The sequence below is a fragment of the Thermosynechococcus sp. HY596 genome, assembly GCF_030518715.1.
In the GTDB taxonomy this organism is placed as follows: domain Bacteria; phylum Cyanobacteriota; class Cyanobacteriia; order Thermosynechococcales; family Thermosynechococcaceae; genus Thermosynechococcus.
Window position 1 is genome coordinate 148,901 of sequence record NZ_CP130346.1, and the last position, 21,280, is coordinate 170,180.

Genomic DNA, 21,280 nt, shown 5'->3' on the forward strand with positions numbered 1-21,280 from the left:
CGCCAACAGTCCCTCCCCTAGAATTGAAAATAGCTCAGGTAAAAGCATGTCATGGAGCAGGCAGAGATTATTGCCCTCATTCAACAGGAGCTACCTCGGCTCGTGGCTCAAGATCCCAGCCTGAGGGACTTTGTCCTGCGCACAGTCTCAGAATTATCCCTTCCCCGTCGTGAGGCAGATATTAAGTTCGATCGCATCCTAGAGGAACTGCGGCGCGATCGCGAGGAACAAGCCCGTCGTTGGGAGGAAGAAAATCGTAAATGGGAAGCACAAGTCCGCAGATGGGAGGAACAGGATCGCCGCTGGCATGAGCAACTTGCAGAAATTCGGCGTCTGGATAAACGGTTTGAGAGTACGATAGGTGCCCTAGGTGCTCGCTGGGGCATTGCCTCTAAAACAAGTTTTCGGAAGGCACTTGCTGGGATCTTGACGGAATCCTTTGGGGTTGAAGCCTCTGGGACCATGAGCGCGAGGTCTTTGGTCGTCCGGATCAGGTGGAACTAGACTTGATCATCAAGAATGGTCTCACGATCGCCTGTGAAATTAAATCTTCAATTGACAAGGCAGGGATGTATATCTTTGATCGCAAGGTGAATTTTTATGCACGGCACCACCAACGCCAAATTGACCGTAAAATCGTGATTTTGCCAATGGTAGATGATCGAGCACGACCGGTTGCCGCAGCATTGGGAATAGAAATTTATCGCTATGCCGATGCTGTAGAGGGTCTATAGGCTCTCCCGGACACTAACAAGGGGAAGAGGGGGGCACAGAGTCATCGTGGGGATCGGGTACAGGGTCATAGCCGCCGGCAGCAAAGGGGTGGCAGCGCAAAATACGACGAATGGCTAAATAGGTTCCCTTGACTGCTCCAAATCGGGCGATCGCCTCAACCGCATAGGCAGAACAAGTGGGCGTATAGCGACAGGTGGGCAAAAATAAGGGCGAAATCCAATGCTGATAAGCGCGAATCAAAAAGATCAGTGCTTTGCTTAGCCAGTTGTCCACAGCCTTTGCCTACAAGGTATCCCAATTATACCCAGGTTAATGGGGGCGAAATAGATGGTGATGTTCTGGACTATAGAGGCAGGAGCGCAATGAGCCATGGCCTTGATGTTGTACTGCCAGTGCTGGACTGATCAGGTAAAGGGTGGTGCGCGTCAAGCGCTGCTGCTGACTGAATGATGCCATTTCAGCCAAGGGAACCAGCCACAACTGCTCATCGGGCCATCCCAAGCGGTAGCCCACAGCAACTGGGGTTTCGGGTGGATAGTGCTGAAGCAAATCTCGCTGAGCACGGTGGACACAATTCGCACTCAGGTAGAGGCAAAGGCTGGCTTTGTGGGCGGCTAGACTGGCCAATTCTTCTGTTGGTGGGACGCGTGTACGGCCACTGGCACGGGTGAGGATAATTGTCTGTACCAATTCGGGTAGGGTGAGTTCGGCATTGAGGCGGGCGGCAGCCAATTGATAGGCACTGATGCCGGGGACAACTTCAACGGTAATGCCTGCTTCGGCGAGGCGGGCAATCTGCTCGTGAATGGCACTGTAGAGGCTAGGGTCTCCCGATTGCAACCGTACCACTTTTTTACCCGCTTGGACTGCTTCAACCATCAGCGGAATCATTTCTTCAAGAGTCATTGCGGCTGTGGGAATACAGGTGGCACTCGGCGGTGCAAACTGCAAAATCCCCGTCGGCACAAGAGAATCGGCATAGAGAATCACATCGGCCTCTTGGATCAGCCGTTGTCCCTTGAGGGTGAGTAATTCTGGATCACCGGGGCCAGCACCCACAAAGTAAACCCCAGCCGAGGTCTGTCTTTTTAGCACTACACTGCACCTGATTATTCCCCTTACTAAGATTAACTTTTGCCGGTAACACAGTTATGTCAGGATCAAGACAGGTCAGTTTAAGAGGCAGCGAATCATGAGCGGCAAACGGATTCTCATGCTTGTGGGTGACTATGTGGAAGATTACGAAGTGATGGTGCCCTTCCAAGCCCTCCAAATGGTGGGTCATACCGTGCATGCTGTCTGCCCTGATAAAGTCGCTGGGGACATTGTTCGCACGGCAGTTCACGATTTTGAGGGGGATCAAACCTATAGTGAAAAGCGGGGACATAACTTTACCCTCAATGCCACCTTTGCAGAGATTGACCCCGTTACCTACGATGCACTAGTGGTGCCGGGGGGTCGTGCCCCAGAGTATTTGCGCCTCAATCCACGGGTACTGGAAATCACCAAGCACTTCGGCGAGACCCAAAAACCGATTGCAGCCATTTGTCACGGCCTCCAACTGTTGGCGGCAGCAGGCGTTCTTGCGGGCAAAACCTGTACGGCCTATCCGGCCTGTGGCCCTGAGGTCGTGAGTGCTGGGGGTAACTTTACCAGTGTGGCAGTGGATGCAGTCGTAGTGGATGGCAATCTGGTCACGGCGCCCGCTTGGCCTGCCCATCCCCAGTGGTTGGCGACATTTTTAGAGATTTTGGGAACAACGATTAGCCACCGACCCTTGGCAGCAGTGTAGGATCACCGTGGCATGGCGATCGCCCTCAGCCAAATTGCCCAATATCTCCAACGGCACCAACTGAACTATCGGTTGAATGCGGCCAACCACCAAATTATTACGGGCGTCAACGGTGATCACCTTGAGCGATTTATCGTCGTCATTGAGCTAGATGAGGGGGGCGAGTTTTTTAAGCTCTATGCCCCCAATCTTTTGCCGGGGATTAAAACCCACCGCTTTCGGGATGCCATTTTGCAAACGCTACTGTGCATTTCGTGGCAGACAAAAATGTTGCAGTGGGAGTACGACCCCAATGAGGGTGAAGTGCGTGCCATGATTGAATTCCCCATTGAGGATAGCACCCTCACCGAACGGCAATTTTTTCGCTGCTTGGGGGCACTCGTGGAAATCGTTGACAATACAGTGCCTCGGCTGCGGCAGTTGGTTCAAAAAGAACCGCCCGCTCCAGATACAGATTTGGCCATGGGGGAACGTCTCCTGCTGACGATTCAGGAAGAAGCACCGGGGCTATTGGATCTCATTGCCCAAGCTCTTGAAGCCCGCCGCCAACGGGGTCGGGTCAGTTTGAATTTAGAGAATTTAGACACCTAAGTTAGACATCTAGAGTTCTGTTTAGATTCAGATTCAAGACGAGGGGGGTGCAGGGGGCGTTTGCCGCGCGTAGAAGCGGCCATTCTTCATTTCAATCAACCCTTGACACTTTTCACAACTAAAGCGCCACAGCTTACCGACCGGAACTTTCAGCGGGTGATGACAATGGGGACACTCGCCACTCCATACCTCCTCATCCCCAAGCATCCACATACTGCCCACGACCATCGGCAGACCGATGATGGTGCCTAGCCCCGTGGCACAAAAGCCCAGACCCATGACTATGCCGGCAAGACCTGCCACCTTTGATTGATGATCGCGGGGGACTTTTTCAATCGTTGGAATGGTGTAAATCTCGGATTCAGAGGGGGGTAGTGGGGGTTCTGTGGCGGTTTCAGGGGGAGGCGTCTCATCTGCCTTCACTTGCGGCACAGGCTCGGCCTCTAACCAAGGATCCCGTAGGGGAGGATAGTTGGCGGCTTCTTGGTCTTGGGGAAGGGCAGAAGATTCTGAAGGGACTGGGGGTGCAGTGGGCAACGTGTCTGAGACTGCCCAAGGATCCTCAACAACAGGGGCAGCGTCTGGGGCGATCGCCCCCTCAGGCGAGGATTCAGCTTTAGCAATCATCTCAGGGGTTATCGCGGTGGGTGGGCGAACCTCAGCTTCTAGGGCGGCAATGTCCTCAGTCGTCGGTTCAGGGAAGTCGTATGCCTCAAGGGTCAGTTGGTCTAGGGCAGCTTCAGAGAATTCGGCTGCTGGTTCAGGGATCTCAGCAATACTGTCTTGGGCTTCTGGTGTTGCAATGCTCTCTTCTATGGACTCAGAAGCTTCTGGAGGTGGTTCAGCAGCGACCTCGAAGACTGGCAATTCTCCTGAGAACCCAGCAAGGGTGTCGGATTCAATACGCTCTTCTTGAAGGGGGGGCGACTCAAATGGAGATTCTCCACGGTCAGTATTGGGTTCTGGTGAGGGTGGGTTGGGGTCAAAGGCGGCAGCTAAATCTGCCAAACTAATGTCCTCATCAGGATCGATTTCTGGAATTTCATCTAGGAAACTCTCTTGCGGCTCACTGATGGGTTCTGCCCCTGTTCCATTCTCAGTGACTTGCTCTAGGGGAAAAGCTACATCCCCATATTCAGGTGTGCTCTCTACTGGAATCGGGTGTTCCTTCTCTTCGGGCGATCGCGCCACAACATCCTGACTTTCAGATATGGCAGGTGCCTCGGAGGTCATAAAAGCAGACATTAAATCCAGCAGCGTGGGTTCAGGGGGGGATGGCTCAGTCGCTGCCGTTTCGGTGCCCCATGGATCCTCGACCACGTCTCGATGGGGTTGGGTGGGTGGCAGGACTTGGAGCTGAAAATGACTTTCCCAGAGGGGGACGCCCAACACCCGTGACTCAATGAAAACCCGTTGAATCGCTGGCAAGTGCAATTTTTCTAAGGCAGTGCGGATCAGGGTTACGGCTGCCCCTTGATTGAGCATTTTTTCTGAATGCAGCGTGATCATTAACTCCTCGGCCTGACGTACCACAGTGGCCTTTACCCGCTTTGGCAGGAGGACAGCATTCAGCAGCGTACCAATGGCACGGGGGTCGCCCTGCCGCGCAATATCGAGCAAACGGGAATCACTCATAAACCGATGAATGGAACGGGGTGCCGCTAGTTCTAGCCTACTGCAATTTCCAGAGAGGGGTGAGGGACTGGGGGCGATCGTCCACTATCCTACCTAATCAAAGGGCAAGTTCATCTACACCCTGAGCTGAGAGCGGTTGAGAAGCTTGGAAAAAATCCCTTCGGCATCAAGGACATCCATACCATTTTCTGAAGCGGCGGCTATAGGATCCTTGATTTGTGCGTTACCCTTTCGGCGTAACTTACCCTTTCGGGGATTTCAGTGGGGCTATGCGGGGGATTAATAGCCCGAACTACCTTTAGTTTAGCTAAGGGATGGCCAGATGACAACTGCCTAAAGCGTGTAAATTGTTACAAACAATTACAAGCACCCACTAGACTGGGAAAAAGGATGTTCACAAGTTTCAGCAGGGCATGACAGCGGCAACACGTTCCACGGATTGGCAACTTTTGCAACGACTGATTCCTTACCTCAAGCCCTATCGCTGGGGACTGGTGGGAAGTGGCTTGCTCTTGATTCCCTTGGCGGCAGCAGCAGCATTACAACCGATCATCATTGGTCAGGCGATCGCCTTCCTCAAGGGGGAAGAGAGTACCTATAGCTTTTTGAAACCTTTGACCCTGACCCAAGGGATTGATCTACTGAGCATTGCACTGCTGATTACCGTGGTGCTGCGTTTTGGGGTGCAGGCGGTGCAGGGGTACTGGATTCAAAAAATTGGCCAAAACATTACTGCCGATATTCGCCATGACTTATTTGACCACGTGCTCCGGTTATCGTCGCGCTTTTTTGACCGCACCCCCGTCGGTAAGCTCATTACCCGCTTGACCAGTGATGTGGATGCTCTGGGGGATGTGTTTGCCACTGGCGCCGTCGGGGTTCTCAGCGATGTCTTCTCAATGCTGGTGGTCGTCCTGACGATGTTTTTCATTGACCGCCTCCTAGCAACGCTGCTGCTGGCCTTGGTACTGCCCATCACCGCCCTGATTATCTATTTTCAACATCGCTACCGCGTGGCCAACTACAAATCCCGCGAGGAGCTGTCGCTACTGAATGCCGATCTTCAGGAAAACATCGTTGGCATTACCGTGGTGCAACTGTTTCGCCGTGAGGCCTTTAATAGCCAACTGTTTCGGCGGCGCAATCAACGCTACATCAAAGAGGTGGATCGGACGATTTTCTACGATTCGGCAGTATCAGCAACGTTGGAGTGGATTGCCTTTGTGGCGATCGCGGGGGTTCTCTGGCTGGGCGGTGCCTTGGTGGAGCAGCGCACGATTGACTTTGGCACTTTGGCCACGTTTATTCTCTTTTCCCAGCGCGTTTTTGATCCGTTGCGGCAGTTGGCGGAGAAATTTACCACGGTGCAAGCGGGCTTAACGGCCATTGAGCGCATCCATGATCTGCTCTCAGAACCGATTGAAATTCAGGATCCCGATCGCACCTTTTTGCGTTTGCCCAAGCCAGAAAATACAGCCGCTGCCGTTGAGTTTCGCGATGTCTGGCTGGCCTACAAAGACGATGACTATGTCCTCAAGCAACTTTCCTTTCAGATCCATGCTGGCGAAAAGGTGGCGATTGTTGGCCCTACGGGTGCAGGCAAAAGTTCAATTATTCGCTTGCTCTGTCGCCTCTATGATCCAACGCGCGGTGAAGTCCTTGTTAGTGGTCGCAATGTTCGCGACTTTACCCAAGCAGAACTGCGGCAGCACATTGGCGTGATTTTGCAGGATAGCTTTCTCTTTTCCGGCGATGTCAAAAGCAACATTGCCCTTGGCGACAACTACACCCTTGCCGAAATTCAGCGGGTGGCCGCCGAAATGAACATTGCCGACTTCATTGAGCAGTTGCCCCAAGGCTATGACACTCCCCTGCGGCAGCGGGGCACGAATCTATCAGCGGGACAGCGACAACTTTTGGCCTTTGCGCGGGTGGCGATCCGCAATCCAGAAATCCTTATCCTTGATGAGGCAACCGCCAATTTGGATGTGGGCACGGAGGCAATGATTCAGGAGGCCTTGAACCGCCTGTTGGTGAATCGAACCGCCATTATTATTGCCCACCGCCTCGCCACGATTCGCCATGTGAATCGCATTTTTGTGCTCAAACGGGGACAACTAGTGGAGCAGGGCACCCACAGTGAACTCTTGGCTCGCAACGGGGTGTATGCCCATCTCTACCGATTGCAAGCACTCGCTGAAGAAGCAGCCCCTAAGCAGGATGCCTCGCCCCTTGCCTAATCCACAATAACAGCGGCAGCCCCAGCAGTTGCAGCACCACTGACACCAGTACCAACAACCCCAAGGAGCGATCGTAGAGCACTCCCATGAGCAAACTGCCGAGAAACCACGCTAAGCCATAACCAGTGCTGAAGATGCCATAGGCTGACCCCCGCCGCTCTGGGGGGACGAGGTTGGCGACGATCGCCCGCACAATGGATTCTTGGGCACCCATGCCAATGCCCCACAGCACCATGCCCCAAATCACCGCAGAACTGAGGAAGACCAAGGGAGCAAAGCCTACCGACAGCACAACCGCAAGGATCAAGGCCATGATGCCAATGCGATCCAGTAAGTACCCAAAGAGCAGGGCAGCCACGGCATCAACCCCCATCGCCAAGGCGTAGAGCAGCGGAATTTGACTCGTTTGCAGACTATCCCCCTGCTGTAAATGAAAGGCAATCAAGGGGAAATCCACATAACCGGCGCCCAGAAAGGCCATGGCCAATAGATAAATCCAAAACAGTGTTGGTAGTCTTTTGGTATCCAGATCCTGCACCACCGTTTCAAAGTCCCGTGGCTCTGGGTACCGCCACTGCGTCACCAATAAAACGACCAGCCCCATCAGGGCAGGGATGGCGAGGACGGCAAAACTCCATTGATAGTGCCGGGTGAGGGCAAAGACGCCGGCCACCATCAGCGGCCCAACAACGGCACCAATTTGATCCATCGCCTCATGGAGACCAAAGCCAAAGCCGCGACCCACTTGACGAGCACCGTAGGAAAGCAACACATCGCGGGGGGGTGTACGAATCGCTTTACCGGTGCGCTCAGCAATCATCAATCCCGCTAGGACTTCCCAACGATGGGCCAAGGCCATGAGGGGCACAGCCAAGGTATTGATGGCATAACCAAGGGTGGTAATGCGCCAATAGGCACGGGTGCGATCGCTGAGATAGCCAATCCCAAGGCGTAGACCATAGCCGATGAATTCCCCCAAACCCGCTACGAGGCCGACAACGGTACCACTGGCACCCAATACTCCTAAATAGACCCCCGTAAGGCTGCGGGCGCCTTCATAGGTGGCATCGGCACAGAGGGAAACCACCCCTAGGAGCACGACAAACCTGAGGGCGGAGCCTTTTTGGCAAACCATGACTCAACTCCTGTATTTAGGAATGTCCACAGTATATTGAGTGGAGAATCGTTAAGGGCGATCGCGATGGTGGGTGCACTCAGCGCAGCTAGTCCCTTAGTCATTTGGACAAGTCTGGGGTTCATCTGTGGCCGTTGGTTGCCAGCAGTGATTCCCCAATGGTTGGGGCGCAGCCTCTATTGGGTCGGAGTGCCCATTCAAATTTTTGCTTTGGTGCGGCAAACCAACTTCGCGGGGTTAATTTGGTTGGCACCGCTGCTGGCCTTTGTGGCGCTCATTGTCGGCTATACCCTTGCCCAAGGACTTTACTATTGGCAGCAACGCTACTTTCAACCCCAGTGGCTGCAATACACCCCCCCCTTCCTGACAAGTACAGTTCCCGAAGGAGAAAGTCGCCGCTTTCAGGGGAGCTATCTGATTGCCAGCATTCTCGGCAATACGGGCTTTGTCGGTTTGGGGGTCACGATTCCTCTCCTGAGTGCCACGGCATTGCCCTGGGCGGCCTTCTATGCCATTACCCAAAATGCCCTCGGCACCTATGGATTGGGTTCATTTCTCGGTCAGTACTACGGTAAGGGCAATGATCAACCTTGGTGGCGCGCCCTCGGGGTGATTCCAACGGTACCGACGCTTTGGGCCTCCATGGCCGGCTTTGCTACCCATGATCTTTCCTTGCCAGATGCAATCGAAAGGTTGTGTGAGATAGATATTCACTTGGTGATTCCCTTTGCCTTTGTTCTCACTGGAATTCGTTTGAGTCGGCTCCCCGGCTGGCAAAGTTTTCGTATGGGGTTGCTGCCTATGTTAGTGAAGACGTTGTTGCTGCCATTGACGATGATGGCGATCGCCTATGGTTTGGGCTTGCGGGGCGATACGTTGCTGGCGATCGCGATTATGACTGGTACGCCCACCGCCTTTGCCGCGCTAATTTTGGCAGAGGAATACGAACTCAATACCGAACTGCCACCGGCGGTGATTGCCCTGAGTACCCTGAGCTTTGTGGTGGTGTTACCGCTGTGGGTGTTCCTGTGCCGCCAAGTTTTAACATAACGCTAACGACTGCTCTCCTTTTCCAAGAACAGTGGCACACTGAAAATACCTGATCCATTGCTAGCCCTTTCACGAGTCTCCCTATGACGAATCCCCAAAGTCCTCCGCCGCCACCGCCGCGTGTTCCCAATTCACCCCCGATGCCGCCGCCCCGGCCGCCAATGGGTGGGGGTGTTCCGCCGCTGCCTCCCCAACCGGGAATGGCGCCTCCCCGTCCTGCTGCCCCCCCACCGCCTCCCCAAGGGATGCCCCCACAGCCCGGCATGCCGCCTCGACCCATGCCACCACAACCGGGGATGCCGCCACGACCAATGCCGCCGCAGCCGGGAATGCCCCAACAGGGGGTACCGACCCAACCGATGCCGACACCAGCCGCGCGGATCTCTGGCCCAACAATGGAACAACTGGTGCGGGAGGCCTTTGATCACGGCTATTCTGATATTCATGTTGGAGTGGGAGAAGCGCCCCGTTTTCGCGATCGCGGACGTTTAGAAATTACCAACTATCCCGTTACTGATGAGGAAACCTTTAACTACTGGCTGAATGAACTGCTGACCCCCCAACAAATTGAGCAGTTTCGCACCCACCTTGAATACGATGGTGCCTATCAGTACGAGGGTCTGTGCCGTGTGCGGATCAACATCTTTGTCGCCCTCAAAGGCCCCGCCATGGTGCTGCGCTTGATTCCGGTGAAGATTCTGACCCTAGAGCAGTTGAATTTGCCGCCGGTCTTCAAGGATCTCTGCCACTACCACAAGGGTCTGATTCTGGTGACAGGGCCAACGGGTTCCGGGAAATCCACCACCCTTGCGGCAATGGTGGACTATATCAATACCGAAATGCCGAAGCACATTATCTCCATTGAAGACCCGATTGAGTTTGTGCACCAAAGTCGCCGTGCCCTGATCCGCCAGCGGGAGGTGGGTATCCATACGCTGAAGTTTGACAATGCTCTGAAGGCGTCGTTGCGGGAAGACCCCGATATTATTCTGATTGGGGAGATGCGCGATCGCGAGACAGTGAATACAGCCCTAAAAGCAGCGCAAACGGGTCACTTGGTCTTTGGTACGTTGCACACCAACAGTGCCGTGAAAACGATTGAGCGGATCCTCAACCTCTACAACCCCGATGAACAGGGACCGATGCGGATGCAGGTGGCGGAGTCGCTGGTGGCGGTCATTGCCCAAGCCCTTGTGCGTACGACGGATGGTAAGCGGGCGGCAATTCACGAGATCATGATCAACACCGATGCCATCAAGGACTACATTTTGCGGGGTGAAGTGGAGGAAATTGAGGCAATTATTCCGCAGTGTACCTACGACGGTATGTGCACGATGAACCAATGCCTCTACGAACTCTATGAGGCGGGGCGCATTGATGAGGAAACCGCCATCGAAAACTCCCCCAAACCCAACGAAATGGCGCAAATTCTACGGGGTCGTGTCTAGGGCAATGGTTGGCCTCAAGCCTGTCTTATACAAGGGGTTGGCCCTCTTTACACCGGGGGAGGATGTGGTCTTTTGCCGTGACCCATCAAAACAGGGGCATTGGCATCAGTCGCTTTGTCAAGCCCTGCAACAACTGTTGGATTTGGAGGAGCCGCCCCTTTTCCTATCCCCCTGCTACACAGCGGCGGTAGATTACTGGTTTGATGAGGAGCAGCAATGCCTGCGAGTGGCGGCGGAGGTCTATCCCTTGGCATGGCCCCATCGTCCCCTATTGAATGCCCTCTTTGCCCCTGCTCATCAGCCCACATTGCCGTGGCAGTTGGTACAGGATCCGCAGCATCCCTGCGATGTCCAAGCCCTAGAGGCCTACCGCAGCAGCTTTCCCCAACTGTGGGAGCCTCACCAACTGATCTATGATTTGCAGGAAGCCACCCCCCTGAGCAGTTTTGCACCGCGTCCTTCGGAACCCGATCGCTATGTCTTTCGCCTCTATGTGCGTGGAGAAACCCATGCCACGGAAGTTGCCCTCAAAAACCTCCATGACTTGCTGAGTCGCTCCCTCAAGGTGCCCTATACGCTCAAAGTGGTGGATGTCACCAAGCAACCCGATCTGGCGGAGGAGGATCAAGTCCAGGCCACGCCAACCTTAGTGCGGGTCTATCCCCAGCCGGTGCGCCGCCTTGTGGGACACTTGGATAATCGCGATCGCCTGCAACGTTTATTAAGCCCTTAGACCGATGACAAATTTTGCTAAAGATCTGCTCGCGGCTGCTGCTGTGGAGCGAATGGCGGGAACTCGTGATGCCTATGTGCCCTATCTGCGCCAAGTCTTTGCCGATGTGGTGGGGGCGGATGACGCGGTCAGTGAAACCCGTGGTGGCTTAGGAGCAGCCCAAGAGCGTTTGGCCAAGATACAGCCTCTACGGTATGGCAAGAGTCGCAACTTTTTGGCGGGGGCAGTAACGGGGCTTTCGGCCTATTTGCGCCATGGGGTGATTAGTTTGGCAACTGTGCGCGATCGCCTGCGGGAAGTGGTAGCTCATCCCCATCAAGCGGAAGCCTTACTCCAACAACTGGCGTGGCGAGACTATTGGCAGCGCCTCTATGCCCGCTGGGGCGATCGCCTGTGGCAGGACATCGAACCCTATAAAACGGGTTGGCAAGCAGCCGATTATCAAACCGACTTACCTCCTGCACTCATCGCAGCGGAAACGGGACTGGCCTGTATGGATGCCTTTAGTGACGACCTACAACGAATGGGCTACTTGCATAACCATGCGCGGTTATGGTTGGCGGCCTATGTGGTGCATTGGTGTCGGGTGCGCTGGCAGGCGGGAGCCACTTGGTTTTTGCAGCATCTCCTCGATGGCGATCCGGCAAGTAATAACCTCTCGTGGCAGTGGGTGGCCAGTACCTTTAGCCACAAGCCCTACTTTTTTAACCGCCAAAACCTCGAACGCTATAGCGATGGCAGATACTGTCGCCAGTGTGCGATGGGCGATCGCTGTCCCTTTGATGCCACCTACGAGGAATTGGCAGCCCGCCTTTTCCCCCACAAGGAATAGGGTTATTGGGGAGTCGGCTTCACGGTTTTGCGCAGAATCAAACAGTTACCCGTATTGCCCACGCGCTGATAGTCCAATTCATCCATGATGGTTGCCAAGAGGCGTAGGCCGCGTCCCCCTTCGGCATCGAGGGCAATTTGGCTGGGGAGTGTTGCCAGTTTGGCCATCAAATCAAAGGGATCCCCTTGATCCCAAATGCGCAATTCAATCACAGTGTCTGCAAGGGAGAGATCAATGCGAATGGGGGTATCGCTGGCGCGATCGCGATGGGCATGGCGCACAGCATTGGTAAACCCCTCGGCAAGGGCGAGTTCCAATTTCAACCACTCTTCGATGGGCAGTGTCGTGGGGCGATATTGATTGAACCATGCCAAGAGAGCCTCCAGTTGGGTCAGGTCACTGGTTAGGGTTAGGGAAACCGTGGTGAAGGGAGGCGTCATAGGCTGAGTTGTCCTTGCTGGGGTGGAATCAGTTGCAGAGCCTTAGGATCGGATACCAAGAGGTCAAAAACAGCTCCGCAGCTCGCCCTGCCCACTGAATGTAAAGGATGCAAATGGAGCCATGACGAATAGACGTTTCGCCGCTGGAGGGCTGCTGAGATGGGCTGCAGGAGAAAGAGAGTTCAATGGCGCAACGCAGATGGGACATGAAGCAGCCAAATGCAGGAGGACTGATTACATTTTCCTCGTTTTGTTGCCCAATAGGGTGCACCAGAGCGATCGCCAGTTGGGAGACTGGCACAACCCCTGGGGAAAGAACCGTGTGCCGAGGATAATCAGCAACCCATAGAGCATCAGACGCCCATCGCGGAAAAAAGTGGCCACTGCCACTGGCAAATAGGGTTGATCGGCGAGTCCCCGCAGGAGTTCGGGCAGAGCCGTAAAGAGCATACCGCCAGCGATCGCCCCCACAAACGTCCGATTGCCCCCCACCAGCACTGCTGTCAGTGCCAGCACCCCCGTATCAAACGTGCCCTGACGCGGATTCCAAGTATTCAAAAGATGGGCCGCCAAAACTCCCGCCACCCCCGCTAGAATCGCCCCCAAGACAAACCCCAAAACCTTGTAGCGAGTGGTATCAATACCGAGGGTCTGTGCCACCAGTTCATCGGCACGAATGGCCTGCATCGCCTTGCCCGCACGGGTCTGTTCCAAGCGACCGATGGCGATCGCCACCATGATCAGCAAGGGCAGCGTCAGCCACAAATAGCCCAAGGGTGTACTAAAGGGTTGGGGAATGCCAAAGATGCCGATCGCTCCCCCAGTCACCTCCAGATTGAGTGCCAACACCCGCAGCACCTCAGAGAAAGCAATCGTCGCAATGGCAAAATAAATGCCCCGCAACCGCAGCACCGGCACCCCCAAGCCCCAGCCCACCAGACCACAGACAATAGCCGCCAACACCATTTCCCCCAGCACCAAAGGCACCGGATAGGGGTTCAGTCCTGCAAAAACACGGGTGGAGAGCAGTGCAGCAATATAGCCACCCATGGCATAAAAGGCTGGACTGGCAAGGGAGAGTTGACCACTCATCAGAGGCAAATAGAGCGACAAGGCCAACATTGCCCCCAAGGTCATTGAAACAATCAAGAAATCGTAGGTGCCAAGCCAACCCGCCATAGCTAGCGCTAGAGATCCACCGTACAGGCCGGCACGCTTCCCTCCACAAGCTGCTGCAACTCGGTAATCATCGCCGCTTCGAGGGTCTTATCCCCCAAGCGAATCGTCAGACGCGACAGCCGCAGTGAAGCCGTAATCCGACCGCTAGGAAGATCTAACCACACCAACTGTTGAAATTGGCGACAGCGACCACCATGGCGCTGGGCAAGGGTAGTGAGTTCCTCGTTGGTGGGCGATCGCCCCAGATCCACATCAACCACCCATGTGCCCCCACATTCCCGCCGTTTAGAGAGTTGAATTGGCATTCTCAGAACTTAACTTATAGGCGTTGAGCATAAAATTCACACCAAGGATCGCCCTTTTCCCGCGCCTTCACCTCTGCCCCTTGAAACACACCGCCCCGTTGAAAGAGACGATTGTAAAACGCCTCATCTAAGACAGGCTTCTGTTGAATGCGCCCGTTATAGACAATGTTCATCATTGCCGGTACCGCCCCTTGGGCAAAATAGCAGGCCGGTTGGGCAGCATGGGGATAAGAGGCTAAGAAGTAGTTGGTTTCGTAGTTGCCATCAATGGCCACCCGACAGGATTCATTCCTGACCACCTCTAGGGCTTGCCAACGCCCCCACCCCAAACTACTGGCAACGGCATACCCCCCGTGAATCCAATCGGTATCGGTTTTCAACATGGGGCCAATGACCGTTTCCCACTCCAAGGATTCCATGATATTGCCAAAGGTATAAAAGACACAAACATGGCCCGATTCACGAATCAACGCCTGTCCCACCTCTAAAAGCTGTGGATCCACCTTTTGCAGCTCATCAAGGAAACGGTACTGAATGCGGTTGTAGTAGTTGGCAGGCATCCGCGTCAGCAGCACATTAAAGGCACGAATTTGACCATTCGCATCCCCTTCCAGGGGCAGTCCCCACAGAGCTTCGTTCACCGCATCGTAGTCCACACTGGTTTCTGCTTTTGGCAGCGGGACGGGTTGATCAATGAGCTTGCCCATTTGCGGACTCGGTGTTAGGGAGCGGCGCACCGGTGCTTTGGTCACATGGATCATGCAGTGATCCTGCCGCGTCACCGCCATACAACTGGTTTCTTCAGCCACATAGGTACCCAACGCCGCAAAGGTGGCATCTAGGGCTGCCGCCACATAACCCACCGCCAAGTGATCAATGGGTTTCGTGCGGCTCACCTGCTCACCGTATTTTCCAAGCCAGCCCTCTGCATAGTGGGAGTGGGTTAATTCCACCTCACCCCCCTCTTCTGTCACCTCAAAGTTGAGGCGGCCAAAGCCCAAAAAGCTAAAAATCTGGGCGGCGGTGGCAAGGCGTTCCGCTGGCGTTTGCACTCCCAACGTATTAAAGGCATTGGCGAGCAAGCTATAGAAAATCTCTTGGGCTGAGGTCTGTAGGATACTGACGCCATCAATCCAGTCGGGGTCTTCAATGGTTTGCTGGAGAAATAGGTTGTAGTGGTGGCAGTGGAAAATCACTGGTTCGTCAAAAAAAGCCACCAGCTTGCGGGGGCGATCGATGCGGAGATGCTCAAACATGGGTACAAATCTTTTCTTAAGTTTCTAATTAGGGGCAGTTCAACAACACTAGGGAAGCGCAACGGGGAGACGTTCCACGCCCAAAATATCGGCCACACCCTTATAGAGAATCCGCACTTCCCGCTCATCCAATTGGCCTTGTTCCAGCCGCTCGCGGTGCAAGCCCGTTTTCAACGAGAGCCGCAGCGTCACAAAGTTGGGATCCGGGGCATAGCGACGGGCATAACTAAGCAGCAGTTGAGCGACGGAGGTCGTGTTATCCTGCACGGGGGGCAGCAGTGGCTTGCCATCCGCCAAGATCGCCTTAATACGCTCAAAGACCAGCTTCAGGTTCGTGCTACCCTTGGTGAGAAACAGGACAAAGTAGGGAGTTTTGCTGAAGGCTTTGATGACCAGTCGTACCTCTGCCGAACCCGCTAGCAGATAGTCTGCCTCCGAGGCCGGATCCACCACTTGGCACACGCGATTGTTGGCTCGCAGCAGATCGCTGGCATAGGCACCCAAAAAACTCAAGGACTCATTTTCAAGGCTGTTGCCACTGTAGTTAATTTCGGCAATGGTTGCTCCATCCGTCATGCGGCCAATCAACACGGCCAAAACGCCCGGCACCCCAGCAATGTGTTGTTCTAAAACACTCTTGAGTGTACGCACCAGCATTGCGAGTTTCCTAATCAAGATTAAGCTTTGACTAACTCTACTTTATAGAGGGAATCAATTGTTGCGCATCCGTAGAATTTCTGATATTCTAGATTTTTATTAAAAATTAACAATTGTATCCGCAAATACTTTATTACACTATTTTGCAGCGGGTCTGCAGCGGAGCCCTTGCCTATGGCGCCGATCACAGAACTGCCCATCCCTGAATTTTTTGATGCCACTAAGGTTGCTCAAGTGTGGCGCGTTCCCTACCAAGAGCGGGCAGCGCAGGCGCGGCAATGGGCACAGCGGTATCAAATTCCCCCTGCCGCTGAGGATCAGCAGCGTACGATCCTTTTGCTCATTGATGTCCAAAACACGTTTTGCTTACCCGACTTTGAGCTATTTGTCCACGGTGCCGTTGCGGATAATCAACGCCTCTGCCGCTTTATCTATACCCACCTTACTCACATTAGCGAGATTATCGTTACCCTCGATACCCATACCGCCAGTCAAATTTTTCATCCCCTCTTTTGGAGAGATGCTACCGGGGAACCGCCGCCACCCCTAACCACGATTACCGTTGAGGACGTTGAGCGCGGGCGCTGGCAACCCAATCCCCATTTGCTGACCTCCCTCGGCATGACTGATCAAGAAAGTTTGCAGGCCTATGCCCGGCACTATGTTGCCCAGTTAGCCGCCAAAGGCAAATTTCCGTTGACGATTTGGCCTTACCACTCGATGCTGGGGGGAATTGGTCATGCACTGGTGTCTGCTGTGGAGGAGGCCTGTTTCTTTCACACCGTGGCGCGACAGCAGCAAACCCGCATCGAACTCAAGGGGAGCCATCCCCTGACCGAAAATTATTCGGTGCTGCGGCCAGAGGTGAGCCATGACCCCCAAGGGCGTCCCTTAGTGGCGGTGAATCGGGCTTTGATTGAGCATCTACTGGCGGGCGATCGCCTGATCATTGCCGGTCAAGCCAAAAGTCACTGTGTTGCTTGGACGGTGGCTGACCTGCTCGGTGAAATTCAGCAGCGAGATCCCCAACTCGCCCAGCGGGTCTATCTCCTTGAGGATTGTATGTCCCCTGTGGTGGTGCCGGGGGTCGTGGACTTTAGTGAAACTGCCAATGCAACCTTTGCCGAGTTTGCTGCTGCCGGCATGCACCGGATCACCACTAGCAGTGCTCCTTGGAATCTTTAGTTGATCTAAAGACTTACCACTTCTGAAAAGAGACAGTTTAGGATCGGGGCTAGATGCATCCTCACTAGGGAGGGGCAATGACTGACTACGCAGCCCATGAACAGGCTCTCGATCGCGATTGTTTGACCCTATCTCGGCACGTTCTCCAGCAACTCCAAAGCTTTGACGCCGCTGCCCAAGACCTCAGTGCCCTAATGAATCGCATTGCCCTTGCTGGCAAGCTCATTGCCCGCCGTTTGAGTCGAGCGGGTCTCATGGAGGGGGTGTTGGGCTTTACGGGGGCAGTGAACATCCAAGGGGAAGACGTCAAAAAAATGGATGTCTATGCCAATGAAGTCTTTATTGCGGCCTTCAAGCAAAGTGGCCTAGTGTGTCGCCTCGCCTCCGAGGAAATGGAGAAGCCCTACTACATTCCAGAAAATTGCCCCATTGGTCGCTATACCCTCCTCTACGACCCCCTCGATGGTTCCTCCAATGTGGACATTAACCTGAACGTGGGATCAATTTTTGCGATTCGCCAGCAGGAGGGCACTGATCTAGACGGCACCGCTGCTGATCTTCTACAAGATGGCCACAAGCAAATTGCCGCTGGCTACATTCTCTATGGCCCTAGTACGATGCTGGTCTATTCCCTGGGCAGGGGCACCCATGTTTTTGTCCTTGACCCTAGCCTCGGAGAATTTATTCTGGCGATCGAGAACCTGCAAATTCCCGCTAGTGGCCCGATCTACAGTGTCAACGAAGGCAACTTCTGGGCATGGGAAGAATCCATTCGTAACTATGTCCGCCATGTCCATCGCCAGCCCGGCTACAGTGCCCGCTACAGTGGTGCCCTTGTCGGCGATATTCACCGCATCCTCATGCAGGGGGGGGTCTTTCTCTATCCGGGCACCCAAAAAAATCCGGCGGGTAAGTTGCGTCTACTCTACGAAGCGGCACCGATCGCCTTCCTCGTGGAACAGGCCGGTGGCAAAGCCAGTACCGGCACCCAACCCCTCCTCGATGTCGTGCCTGATCATCTGCACATGCGCACACCGCTGATCATTGGCAGTCCTGAGAATGTTGCTCTCGTTGAATCCTTCATCCGGCAAGCCCCTGCCAATCCAACCGTGACTTAGGTGTAAACCCATGGTGACCTTATTTGAAAATCCCCTACGGGTCGGATTACGCCAAGAGCGGACGCCAGAGCCGCTCATTTTAGTTATTTTTGGTGCGAGTGGCGACCTTACCCAGCGCAAGCTCATTCCCTCCATTTATCAACTGAAACTGGAACGCCGTCTGCCCCCAGAACTCACGATTGTTGGTGTGGCGCGTCGCGACTGGAGTGATGACTATTTTCGCGAGCATCTGCGCCAAGGGGTCGAGGAATTTGGCGGCGGCATTCAGGCGGAACCCCTGTGGCAGGAATTTGCCCAAGGCCTGTTTTACTGCTCTGGCAATATGGATGATCCCGCCGCCTACACCAAACTGAAAACCCTCTTGGCCGAGCTGGATGAAAAACGCCAAACTCGCGGCAATCGCGTCTTTTACCTTGCGGTCTCACCGAGCTTTTTCGTTGAAGCGATTCAACAACTAGGGGCAGCCGGTCTATTGAGTGATCCCCAAAAGCATCGCCTCGTCATTGAAAAGCCCTTTGGCCGCGATCTCACCTCTGCCCAAGCCCTCAATGAAGTGGTGCAGTCGGTGTGCAAAGAGGAGCAGGTTTACCGTATTGACCACTACCTCGGCAAAGAAACCGTTCAAAACCTGATGGTGTTTCGCTTTGCTAATGCTATTTTTGAACCCCTCTGGAACCGCCAGTACGTAGATCATGTGCAGATTACCGTTGCCGAAACCGTGGGGGTTGAAGACCGCGCGGGCTACTATGAAACTTCGGGTGCTCTGCGGGACATGGTGCAAAACCACATCCTTCAGTTATTGGCCTTGACCGCCATGGAACCCCCCAATGCCCTCGATGCCGATAGTCTGCGCAACGAAAAGGTGAAGGTGCTCCAAGCCACCCGTTTAGCAGATTTGGATAATCTCGATGCCTGTGCTGTCCGCGGCCAATACCGAGCCGGCTGGATGAAGGGCAAACCTGTGGTGGGTTACCGCGAAGAACCGGGGGTGAGTCCCACCTCCACCACCCCCACCTATGTGGCACTCAAACTGGTGATTGATAACTGGCGCTGGCAGGGGGTGCCCTTTTATTTGCGCACGGGTAAACGCTTGGCAAAAAAAGTGACGGAAATCTCGATTCAGTTTCGCGATGTGCCCCTGCTGATTTTCCAGTCGGCCGCCCGCCAAACTAACCCCAATATTCTAACAATGCGTATCCAGCCGAATGAGGGGATTGCCCTGCGCTTTGAGGCAAAGATGCCCGGTGCAGATCTGCGCACGCGCACGGTGGAAATGGACTTTAGCTACGGCTCCTCCTTTGGAATGGCAACGGCAGATGCCTATGCGCGGCTCTTACTGGACTGCATGCTCGGGGATCAAACCCTGTTTACCCGGGCAGATGAGGTGGAAGCGGCTTGGCGGGTGGTGATGCCAGTGCTCAGTGCTTGGGATGCCCCTACAGATCCAGACACGATTCCCACTTATGAAGCGGGGACATGGGATCCCGATGCCGCAGAAGCGATGATTAATGCCGATGGTCGGCGGTGGCGGCGACTGTGATCTTTATCCATCATGGGAAGAGATGGGAATCAAGGCCGAACTTCATTCACAGATAGGTACCTAGGTATGGCAACTGAATCAACTCCCCTCGTAGCGCTCCAAGATCCCGTGGATGTCTCGTTAGATGATATTGAGCAAAGTTTGCGGCAAATTTGGCTCAGCCATGGCGGAGATGGTACGGCGCCAGCAGCAGTGCGGGCAACCACCTTTACCCTAGTTGTCTATGAGGCGGATGATACCCAACAATTGCTAGCGGCCTTGGGCTACTACACAGGCCCCATTGATGGTATCCTTGGCCCCCGCATGCAGTCGGCGATTCGTGCTGCTGAAAAGAATCACAACTTGCCCTTGACGGGTCGAGTCACGCCCCAACTGCGGCAGGCCTTGCAGGCAGAATATGCTCAGGGAACCCCTCGGGGCGATCGCTATGCGGTAGATATGCGCGGTAGTGGCATTGCTGACGCGATCGCCAGCCAAAATCCCTGTCGGGTGATTGCCCTGTGTCCTACCCTTGGCGAAGATACGGGAATTACTGCTCAGGTGGCGGCCTACTGCCCGATTAACAAAAAGATGCGCAGTTCCCTCGTTTGCTGTGAATACATTACCCTCAAGGGCACCCATAGCGCCTTCCAGCGGGTGGAACCCCTGTTGCAGTCTTTAATCATTCGCGAACTCCCCCGCTTTTTGTGGTGGAAGGGGGACTTGTTCAATAACTTTGAGTTGTTTCAAACCCTTGCGCCCCAATTTAGCCGCGTGATTGTGGATTCCAGTGAATTTCTCGATCCGCTGCGGGGCTTGCGGGCGATCGCGCCTTTGCTGGAGCAGAACCTTCCCCTCGCAGATTTGAACTGGCGCCGTCTGGGGGCATGGCAAGAACTGGCCGCCGAAGCCTTTGATCCCCCCGAACGCCGTTTGGCCATTCAGGAAATTGATCAGGTGGTCATTGACTACGAAAAGGGCAATCCTGCCCAAGCTTTAATGTACCTTGGCTGGTTAGCTTCCCGGCTTCAGTGGCAGCCGCGCCAGATCCGCCACGAGTGCGGTGACTATGATGTCTATCACGTGGAATTGGTGGCCTCCGATCAACGGTTGATTAAGGCAGAATTAGCAGGTATTCCCACGGGTGATGCTGGCCTCGTGCTGGGGGATTTAATTGACCTCAAACTCACCTCCTCCAATCTCCAAGCCGATTGCTGTACAATCATTTGCTCAGAAACCCGTGGCTGTATGCGCATGGAGGCCGGGGGCAGTGCTCAAATGTGCCGTACTTATCATGTGTCTCCCCTGAGTGATCTCACGGCTGAGGTGCTCTTGAGTCAGGAACTTCAGCGCTGGGGACAAGACTTCCTCTACAGTGAGAGTTTTGCCGTTGTGGCTCAGATGCTAGCCTTGATGCCCTAGCATTAGAT

The 21,280-nt window shown here is 54.5% G+C and carries 20 protein-coding genes and 1 pseudogene; 12 read left to right on the forward strand and 9 right to left on the reverse strand.

Annotated features, from left to right (window positions below; translation table 11 throughout):
• Positions 1-51 precede the first annotated feature (51 nt).
• Positions 52-734: pseudogene (locus QYC28_RS00725) on the forward strand (PD-(D/E)XK nuclease family protein).
• A 13-nt stretch (positions 735-747) separates the two neighbouring features.
• On the opposite strand, the gene yidD reads toward QYC28_RS00725, so the two are convergent.
• Both yidD and cobM read right to left on the reverse strand, forming a co-directional pair.
• On the reverse strand, positions 748-1,008 hold the full coding sequence (yidD, locus tag QYC28_RS00735) for a membrane protein insertion efficiency factor YidD (RefSeq protein ID WP_302679690.1): 261 nt from the start codon (positions 1,006-1,008) through the stop codon (positions 748-750).
• A gap of 36 nt (positions 1,009-1,044) precedes the next feature.
• Positions 1,045-1,830 carry a precorrin-4 C(11)-methyltransferase gene (cobM, locus tag QYC28_RS00740; protein ID WP_302679691.1) on the reverse strand — a complete coding sequence of 262 codons (786 nt, stop codon included), beginning with the start codon at positions 1,828-1,830 and terminating at the stop codon, positions 1,045-1,047.
• Between the two features lie 97 nt (positions 1,831-1,927).
• Between cobM and QYC28_RS00745 the strand changes: the two genes are divergently transcribed.
• Both QYC28_RS00745 and QYC28_RS00750 read left to right on the forward strand, forming a co-directional pair.
• Positions 1,928-2,527, forward strand: a complete 600-nt coding sequence (locus QYC28_RS00745) for a DJ-1/PfpI family protein (RefSeq protein ID WP_149817253.1) — start codon at positions 1,928-1,930, stop codon at positions 2,525-2,527.
• 12 nt (positions 2,528-2,539) lie between these two features.
• On the forward strand, positions 2,540-3,118 hold the full coding sequence (locus QYC28_RS00750; RefSeq protein WP_149817255.1) for a hypothetical protein: 579 nt from the start codon (positions 2,540-2,542) through the stop codon (positions 3,116-3,118).
• 33 nt (positions 3,119-3,151) lie between these two features.
• Here QYC28_RS00750 and QYC28_RS00755 read toward each other — a convergent pair whose 3' ends face one another.
• A complete protein-coding gene (locus QYC28_RS00755) occupies positions 3,152-4,753 on the reverse strand; it encodes a hypothetical protein (protein WP_302679692.1) in 1,602 nt (533 codons plus the stop codon).
• A 413-nt stretch (positions 4,754-5,166) separates the two neighbouring features.
• Between QYC28_RS00755 and QYC28_RS00760 the strand changes: the two genes are divergently transcribed.
• A complete protein-coding gene (locus tag QYC28_RS00760; RefSeq protein WP_149817260.1) occupies positions 5,167-6,993 on the forward strand; it encodes an ABC transporter ATP-binding protein in 1,827 nt (608 codons plus the stop codon).
• Here QYC28_RS00760 and QYC28_RS00765 read toward each other — a convergent pair.
• Positions 6,965-8,128 (reverse strand): MFS transporter, encoded by a 1,164-nt coding sequence (locus tag QYC28_RS00765; protein ID WP_286626176.1) that lies wholly within the window; start codon positions 8,126-8,128, stop codon positions 6,965-6,967. The two genes, QYC28_RS00760 and QYC28_RS00765, sit on opposite strands and share 29 nt — an antisense overlap.
• 66 nt (positions 8,129-8,194) lie before the next feature.
• Between QYC28_RS00765 and QYC28_RS00770 the strand changes: the two genes are divergently transcribed.
• From QYC28_RS00770 to QYC28_RS00785, 4 genes are all read left to right on the forward strand, one after another.
• Entirely contained in the window at positions 8,195-9,178 is a 984-nt protein-coding gene (locus QYC28_RS00770; RefSeq protein WP_286626178.1) for an AEC family transporter, read from the forward strand.
• An 83-nt stretch (positions 9,179-9,261) separates the two neighbouring features.
• Positions 9,262-10,626 carry a type IV pilus twitching motility protein PilT gene (locus tag QYC28_RS00775; protein ID WP_286668850.1) on the forward strand — a complete coding sequence of 455 codons (1,365 nt, stop codon included), beginning with the start codon at positions 9,262-9,264 and terminating at the stop codon, positions 10,624-10,626.
• 4 nt (positions 10,627-10,630) lie between these two features.
• A complete protein-coding gene (locus tag QYC28_RS00780) occupies positions 10,631-11,359 on the forward strand; it encodes a circadian clock KaiB family protein (protein WP_190278139.1) in 729 nt (242 codons plus the stop codon).
• Between the two features lie 4 nt (positions 11,360-11,363).
• Positions 11,364-12,191, forward strand: a complete 828-nt coding sequence (locus QYC28_RS00785) for an FAD-binding domain-containing protein (RefSeq protein WP_302679693.1) — start codon at positions 11,364-11,366, stop codon at positions 12,189-12,191.
• 2 nt (positions 12,192-12,193) lie between these two features.
• On the opposite strand, the gene QYC28_RS00790 is transcribed toward QYC28_RS00785, so the two are convergent.
• The 5 genes from QYC28_RS00790 to QYC28_RS00810 all read right to left on the reverse strand — a co-directional run bounded on the left by QYC28_RS00790 (position 12,194) and on the right by QYC28_RS00810 (position 16,028).
• The gene (locus QYC28_RS00790; protein WP_149817272.1) at positions 12,194-12,631 is read right to left on the reverse strand and encodes an ATP-binding protein; all 438 of its coding nucleotides are present in this window, start codon (positions 12,629-12,631) and stop codon (positions 12,194-12,196) included.
• 234 nt (positions 12,632-12,865) lie between these two features.
• Positions 12,866-13,810: a branched-chain amino acid ABC transporter permease gene (locus QYC28_RS00795; protein ID WP_286626182.1), complete on the reverse strand. Its 945-nt coding sequence runs from the start codon at positions 13,808-13,810 to the stop codon at positions 12,866-12,868.
• An 8-nt stretch (positions 13,811-13,818) separates the two neighbouring features.
• Positions 13,819-14,115: a hypothetical protein gene (locus QYC28_RS00800; RefSeq protein WP_302679694.1), complete on the reverse strand. Its 297-nt coding sequence runs from the start codon at positions 14,113-14,115 to the stop codon at positions 13,819-13,821.
• A 14-nt stretch (positions 14,116-14,129) separates the two neighbouring features.
• The gene (locus QYC28_RS00805) at positions 14,130-15,371 is read right to left on the reverse strand and encodes a hypothetical protein (RefSeq protein WP_286668852.1); all 1,242 of its coding nucleotides are present in this window, start codon (positions 15,369-15,371) and stop codon (positions 14,130-14,132) included.
• Positions 15,372-15,419: 48 nt separating this feature from the next.
• Positions 15,420-16,028, reverse strand: a complete 609-nt coding sequence (locus QYC28_RS00810) for a hypothetical protein (RefSeq protein WP_302679695.1) — start codon at positions 16,026-16,028, stop codon at positions 15,420-15,422.
• Positions 16,029-16,202: 174 nt separating this feature from the next.
• Here QYC28_RS00810 and QYC28_RS00815 point away from each other — a divergent pair, with 174 nt between their 5' ends.
• The 4 genes from QYC28_RS00815 to opcA all read left to right on the forward strand — a co-directional run bounded on the left by QYC28_RS00815 (position 16,203) and on the right by opcA (position 21,272).
• Positions 16,203-17,213 (forward strand): isochorismatase, encoded by a 1,011-nt coding sequence (locus tag QYC28_RS00815; RefSeq protein WP_149817282.1) that lies wholly within the window; start codon positions 16,203-16,205, stop codon positions 17,211-17,213.
• 77 nt (positions 17,214-17,290) lie between these two features.
• Positions 17,291-18,331: a class 1 fructose-bisphosphatase gene (fbp, locus tag QYC28_RS00820; RefSeq protein WP_149817284.1), complete on the forward strand. Its 1,041-nt coding sequence runs from the start codon at positions 17,291-17,293 to the stop codon at positions 18,329-18,331.
• A 10-nt stretch (positions 18,332-18,341) separates the two neighbouring features.
• A complete protein-coding gene (gene zwf / locus QYC28_RS00825; RefSeq protein WP_149817286.1) occupies positions 18,342-19,871 on the forward strand; it encodes a glucose-6-phosphate dehydrogenase in 1,530 nt (509 codons plus the stop codon).
• Positions 19,872-19,937: 66 nt separating this feature from the next.
• On the forward strand, positions 19,938-21,272 hold the full coding sequence (gene opcA, locus QYC28_RS00830) for a glucose-6-phosphate dehydrogenase assembly protein OpcA (protein ID WP_149817288.1): 1,335 nt from the start codon (positions 19,938-19,940) through the stop codon (positions 21,270-21,272).
• Positions 21,273-21,280 lie beyond the last annotated feature (8 nt).

What these genes read in the sequence shown, in the direction of transcription:
- QYC28_RS00745 (WP_149817253.1), top strand. Translation starts at nt 1,928, where the DNA reads ATGAGCGGCAAACGGATTCTCATGCTTGTGGGTGACTATGTGGAAGAT.
- QYC28_RS00755 (WP_302679692.1), bottom strand. Translation starts at nt 4,753, where the DNA reads ATGAGTGATTCCCGTTTGCTCGATATTGCGCGGCAGGGCGACCCCCGT.
- QYC28_RS00760 (WP_149817260.1), top strand. Translation starts at nt 5,167, where the DNA reads ATGACAGCGGCAACACGTTCCACGGATTGGCAACTTTTGCAACGACTG.
- QYC28_RS00805 (WP_286668852.1), bottom strand. Translation starts at nt 15,371, where the DNA reads ATGTTTGAGCATCTCCGCATCGATCGCCCCCGCAAGCTGGTGGCTTTT.
- QYC28_RS00810 (WP_302679695.1), bottom strand. Translation starts at nt 16,028, where the DNA reads ATGCTGGTGCGTACACTCAAGAGTGTTTTAGAACAACACATTGCTGGG.
- QYC28_RS00775 (WP_286668850.1), top strand. Translation starts at nt 9,262, where the DNA reads ATGACGAATCCCCAAAGTCCTCCGCCGCCACCGCCGCGTGTTCCCAAT.
- opcA (WP_149817288.1), top strand. Translation starts at nt 19,938, where the DNA reads ATGGCAACTGAATCAACTCCCCTCGTAGCGCTCCAAGATCCCGTGGAT.
- QYC28_RS00770 (WP_286626178.1), top strand. Translation starts at nt 8,195, where the DNA reads ATGGTGGGTGCACTCAGCGCAGCTAGTCCCTTAGTCATTTGGACAAGT.
- QYC28_RS00800 (WP_302679694.1), bottom strand. Translation starts at nt 14,115, where the DNA reads ATGCCAATTCAACTCTCTAAACGGCGGGAATGTGGGGGCACATGGGTG.
- QYC28_RS00790 (WP_149817272.1), bottom strand. Translation starts at nt 12,631, where the DNA reads ATGACGCCTCCCTTCACCACGGTTTCCCTAACCCTAACCAGTGACCTG.
- zwf (WP_149817286.1), top strand. Translation starts at nt 18,342, where the DNA reads ATGGTGACCTTATTTGAAAATCCCCTACGGGTCGGATTACGCCAAGAG.
- fbp (WP_149817284.1), top strand. Translation starts at nt 17,291, where the DNA reads ATGACTGACTACGCAGCCCATGAACAGGCTCTCGATCGCGATTGTTTG.
- QYC28_RS00815 (WP_149817282.1), top strand. Translation starts at nt 16,203, where the DNA reads ATGGCGCCGATCACAGAACTGCCCATCCCTGAATTTTTTGATGCCACT.
- QYC28_RS00780 (WP_190278139.1), top strand. Translation starts at nt 10,631, where the DNA reads ATGGTTGGCCTCAAGCCTGTCTTATACAAGGGGTTGGCCCTCTTTACA.
- QYC28_RS00750 (WP_149817255.1), top strand. Translation starts at nt 2,540, where the DNA reads ATGGCGATCGCCCTCAGCCAAATTGCCCAATATCTCCAACGGCACCAA.
- QYC28_RS00765 (WP_286626176.1), bottom strand. Translation starts at nt 8,128, where the DNA reads ATGGTTTGCCAAAAAGGCTCCGCCCTCAGGTTTGTCGTGCTCCTAGGG.
- QYC28_RS00785 (WP_302679693.1), top strand. Translation starts at nt 11,364, where the DNA reads ATGACAAATTTTGCTAAAGATCTGCTCGCGGCTGCTGCTGTGGAGCGA.
- QYC28_RS00795 (WP_286626182.1), bottom strand. Translation starts at nt 13,810, where the DNA reads ATGGCGGGTTGGCTTGGCACCTACGATTTCTTGATTGTTTCAATGACC.